The following is a 4776-nucleotide window of genomic DNA, read 5'->3' on the forward strand; positions in this document are numbered from 1 at the left end:
ACCAGCGCCAAGGCGTCAGGCGTGGCGCGTACCTGTTCAGCGATCAACGCTGGCAGGTTCGCGTACGAAGGGTAGTTTTCCTCGGTGGCGTTCCAGGCGCTCAATTGTTGCCGCTCGGCCACGCCCATCAGCGGCAGGCTGAACACTGCACTGTCGGGCGCGGCGACCATGCCTTGCAATAACTGGCACAGGTGCTGACCCAGTCGGTCGATCGTCGCGGCGTCATACAGCGCGGTGACGTATTCCAACCGGCAATCAATACCGTCGGGGCTGGCGATGACGTCCAGGCTCAGGTCGAAGCGCGCGCTTTCCAGCTCGATGTCCAGAACCTGCACGTTCAACCCCGGCAGGTGCAAGGCCTGGGCGTCCCGGGAATGGCGGAAATTGAACAGCACTTGGAACAGCGCGGTGTGATGCAGGTCGCGGGTCAGGTTCAAGCCGTCCAGCACACACTCGAACGGGAACTCCGCCTGTTCGAGTGCAATGCGGCTTTCATCGCGCAGACGGGCACACAGGTGTCGGGTGGTCAGCTGTCGCTCGAGTCGGGCGCGGTACACCTGGGTGTTGACGAAGAAACCGACGATGTCCTGCACCTGGGTATGACTGCGTGCAGCGTTGGGCACACCGACGGCGAAGTCGAGTTGACCGCTGTAGCGCGCCAGCAACACTTGCCAGGCGCCCAGCAACAGCACAAAGGGCGAGCAATGCTGCTGGCGGCAGAATTCACGCACGGCCTGGGCAGTCGCAGCCGGCACACGAATATCGTGGCGCGCGGCGTCCAGACGTGGCACGGCGCTGCGTGGGCGATCGGTGGGCAGTTCCAGCACCGGCACGTCCTGGCCCAGATATTCGCGCCAATACGCCTGGCCTTCGGCGGCCCCCTCGCCGGCAAAGCGCTGGTGCTGCCAGGTCGCGTAGTCGGCGTAATCCAGGGGCAGGCTCGGCAAGGCGCGGTCGTTGCCGGCCAATGCGGCGGCATAGGCCTGGCCCAGGTCCGCGATCAGCAGCGGGTTCGACCAGGCGTCGGCGACGATATGGTGCAGGCACAGCAGCAACACCGCCCCGTCTTCGTCGCACAACAGGCTGGCACGCAGCAGCGGCGCCTGGCCGAGGTCGAACGGCACGGCGACGCGATGGCGCAGTTCGGCTTCCAGGTTGGCGTCGGCGGGCAGGTCCACGCATTCGAGGTGGAAATCCACACGGGGTTCGATCACCTGCATCGGCCGGTCATCGACCAGCACGAAGCGCGTGCGCAGGCTGGCGTGGCGTTCGATCAGCCGGCACAAGGCGGCCTGCAATGCGGCGACATCCGGCCGGCCATGAATGCGTAGCGCCCGTGCCGAGTTATAGGCCGGGCTGTCCACTTCGTATTGTTGAAGAAACCACAAGCGACGCTGGGCGAACGACAGCGGCGCCGGCCCATTCTCGGTGCGTCGGCCCGGCCCGGTGGGTGCGGCTGGCGCTTCATCATCAAGTAGCAGGGCAAGCAGTTCATCGCGGTCGATATCGGTCATGGTCAATCCAATCCGGAATAAAGGGGGCCGGCATCCGCCGGCCCATTGTCAGTGGGCCGCCAGGCCCTTGGCGGCGCGGGCCTTGGCGAGCAACTCGGCGCGCTCCTGATCGCTGAGGCTGTCCAGCTCGCGGCGCAGGCGGGCGACTTTTTCCAGGCGCGCCGGGTCGGCCAGTTCGCCAAGCGCCACAGCCAGCGCGGCCGCGCTGGGGTGATCAAAGACCACGCCCGGCGAGACTTCGAGCTTGAACATCGTGCGCAAGCGCGCCAACAGCTTGATCACCAGCAGCGAGTGGCCACCGGCATCAAAGAAATCGTCATCCACGCCCAAGGCGGCCGGCGGACAGCCCAGCAGTTCGGCCATGGCATCACGCAGGCTGGCTTCCAGCTCACTGGTCGGTGCACGCGCGGGTTGACGACGCGCCAGCTGACCCGGATCGGGCAAGGCATGGCGATCGACCTTGCCATTGGACAGACGCGGCAGACTCGGCAAGACCAGCAGGCGTGTCGGGCACGACGCGTCGGGCAGGCGCTCGGCCAGGGCCGTCGACAACGGTGGCAAGGCGTCGTCGGCAACGCCTTGGGCGAGGACCACGTAGGCGATCAGGCTGGCCGCCCCTTCACTGGGGGCCCACAGCCGCGCCACAGCCTGGTCAACCCCAGGCAAGGTCAACAAGGCTGCCTCCACTTCACCCAGCTCGATGCGCTGACCGCGCAACTTGACCTGATGGTCCTGGCGGCCGACCAATTGCAGGCCACCCTCGGCGCGGTACCGGCCCAGATCGCCTGAGCGATAAAGGCGCTGGCCCGGCATGAAGGGGTCGTCTACGAAGCGCTCGGCGTTGGACTCACCCAAGTAGCCACGGCACAGCTGCGCGCCGCCAATGTACAACTCGCCCAAGGCGCCGGTGGGCACCAGGCGCAGGTGCTCGTCGAGCAGGTACACGCGGTTGCCGGCGAGGACGCGGCTCAGCGGCACTCGGTCGTCGCGGTCCGGCGCGTCGGCGCGTAGCGGATGAAACAGCACGCCGACGCTCGTTTCGGTGGGGCCGTAGTGGTTGAACAGGCGCAACGTCGGCGCCTGGGCGAACAGTTGCTCAACCAGCCGGCGCGGCGTGGCTTCGCCGCCGAGAATCAGGGTGCCGGGCAACAGGGGCGCGTCGCCTTCGAGCAAGGCCGCCAGGTGCGACGGTACGAACTTCGCCACGTCCGGACGCTCCCGGAGCAGGAAACGCCTGAACGCCGCACCATCGGCGAGATCGTCCTGGGCCGCGATCACCAGTTCGGCGCCAACCTGCCAGGCGCCGAACAGCAAGGTGTGGCCCAGATCGACGGTCAAAGGGCTGGTCAGCGCCAGACGCATGCCAGGCTCCAGGCCCAGCGCCGTGCAGGCCGCCTGCGCATAGTTGCGTAGTGCGCCATGCTCGATGAGCACGCCTTTGGGCACGCCGGTGGAGCCGGAGGTATACAACAGATAGGCCAGCTGATGGTCGCTGAGCGTCGGCGGCACGAACGGCAGTTCGGCATCGTTTTGCGCTTGTTCCAGGCTGGCGCTCGGCCATGGACCTTGGGCGCTGCTTGAGGCGGGGTCGCACAGCACCAGGGCGGGCGCGGCGCGGGTCAACAGGTCATGACGACGTTCGTCCGGCCAGGCCGGCTCCAGCGGCAAGTAATAAGCGCCGGCGCTGAGGACAGCGAGGACCTGCAGCACGCCTTGCAGCGAGCGCTCGCTCTCGATGGCCACGCACTGCCCAACGCCGACACCCTGGCCCTGCAACCAACCGGCCATGCGCGTGACTTTCTGCTGCAGCGTGGCGTAATCGAGGCGCTGTCGACCATCACTGAGGGCCATGGCATGAGGCGTCTGCCGGGCATGCCGGGCCAGCAGTTGCGGCAGCCATTCACCGTTCGATACCGGATGACTTGGGGCGAGCGCCAACAAGCGTTCGCGCTCGCCTGCGCCAATTGGCTCCAGGTCGGCCAGGGCAATATGGCCGTCGGCCGGCAGGGTTACCACCAGCGTGCACAATTGTTCGAGCAGCACCTCAAGGCCCGCGGCGCTGTAGGCAGCGCCGTTGGCTTCAAGGTTCAGGTGCAGGGTTTCGCCCCACGCACGTACGTGCAGCAGCAATTCAAAGGCCGGTCGGTTGGGGTAGGCAAGCACCTGGCCCGGCGCGAGGCGTGCCTGCTCAAAGACGAACCCCGCCAGCAGCGGCGCGGTGCTGGTCGGCGCCTCGATGGGGCAGTATTCCTGCCAGCCGAGATGATCGCCCAGGCGACCTTCGGCCTGTTGCAACCAGTCGGCGAAACGGCACGCCGGGTCCAGATCGACGCGCAATGGCAGGATTTTCTCGAACACGCCCAAGGTGTGTTCGAAGTGGTCATAGTCGCCACGGCAATCGTGCAGCCAACCGCCAACGAAACTCGGCTGGTCGCTGACGCGCCCCAACAGCGCCCACCACAGACCTTGCAATACGAAATCCAAGGGTTGGCCGAGGCCATCCGCCAAGGCCTGGGCGCCGCGCAGTTGTGACCCCGACAGTTGGCGCCGCACGTTCAGGCGCTCGGCCTGAGCCGTCGCCGGGTTGCCGCGCAGGCCCAGCTGCAGGGCGGCGCCCTGGGCGGGGTCGACCTGGGCGTGCTGCCAATAGGCACGGCCTTGGGCGGCATCTTCGTCGGCAGCCATGTCCTGACGCCATTGCACGTAGTGTTCATAGCCCACATCGCTGGACAGCGGCGTGTCACCGCCTGCCAAGGCCAGCACATCGGCGGCCAGGCGTTCCAGGCTCGGTGAGTCCAGGGCCAGTGCGGCAGCCACGAATTCCACTTCGACCGCGCCGTCCGCCAGCGTTCGGCGGCTGACCGCCAGCACTTCGTCTTCGCCCAGCGTTATGGCGGGCGCCGTGCTGTCCAGCTCCACCCAACGCACCGCGCCGCCCTGATTCGGCAAGGCCTGGCGCCAGCCCCGGAAACCGGCGACTTGCAGCCAGCGCGCGGCGAGGATCGGCTGGCTTGCCGCGTAGCGTTGCAGCGCCGCGGGGAGGTCCGCCGCCGCATCGGCCGCCGTCATCGCGAGGCGCAGACGGTAGCTGCCCGCATCGGGGCGCGCAGGGTCGTGGCCGAGCAGACAGGCGCGCTGCTCGGGGCTCAAGGCCAGGGTGTGTTGCACGGTCAAATCAAGGCTCAGATCGTTCGATCGGGGATGTCCTTAAACAGGGAGGCCAGTGCGTTCGACGCTGCCTTCGGCGGCGGCTGTCAAACAC

At 67.2% G+C, this 4776-nt stretch carries 2 protein-coding genes; both read right to left on the bottom strand.

Going from position 1 to position 4776, the window contains the following annotated elements:
- The coding region (locus JWR98_RS28535; RefSeq protein WP_225908891.1) for a condensation domain-containing protein at positions 1-1514 on the bottom strand (1514 nt) is incomplete at its 3' end.
- A gap of 48 nt (positions 1515-1562) precedes the next feature.
- Positions 1563-4682, bottom strand: coding sequence for a non-ribosomal peptide synthetase (locus tag JWR98_RS28540; protein ID WP_341870887.1), 3120 nt, complete (start codon positions 4680-4682; stop codon positions 1563-1565).
- Positions 4683-4776: the final 94 nt, after the last annotated feature.

It is taken from the genome of Pseudomonas lactucae, assembly GCF_016937615.1.
Classification (GTDB): Bacteria; Pseudomonadota; Gammaproteobacteria; order Pseudomonadales; family Pseudomonadaceae; genus Aquipseudomonas; species Aquipseudomonas lactucae.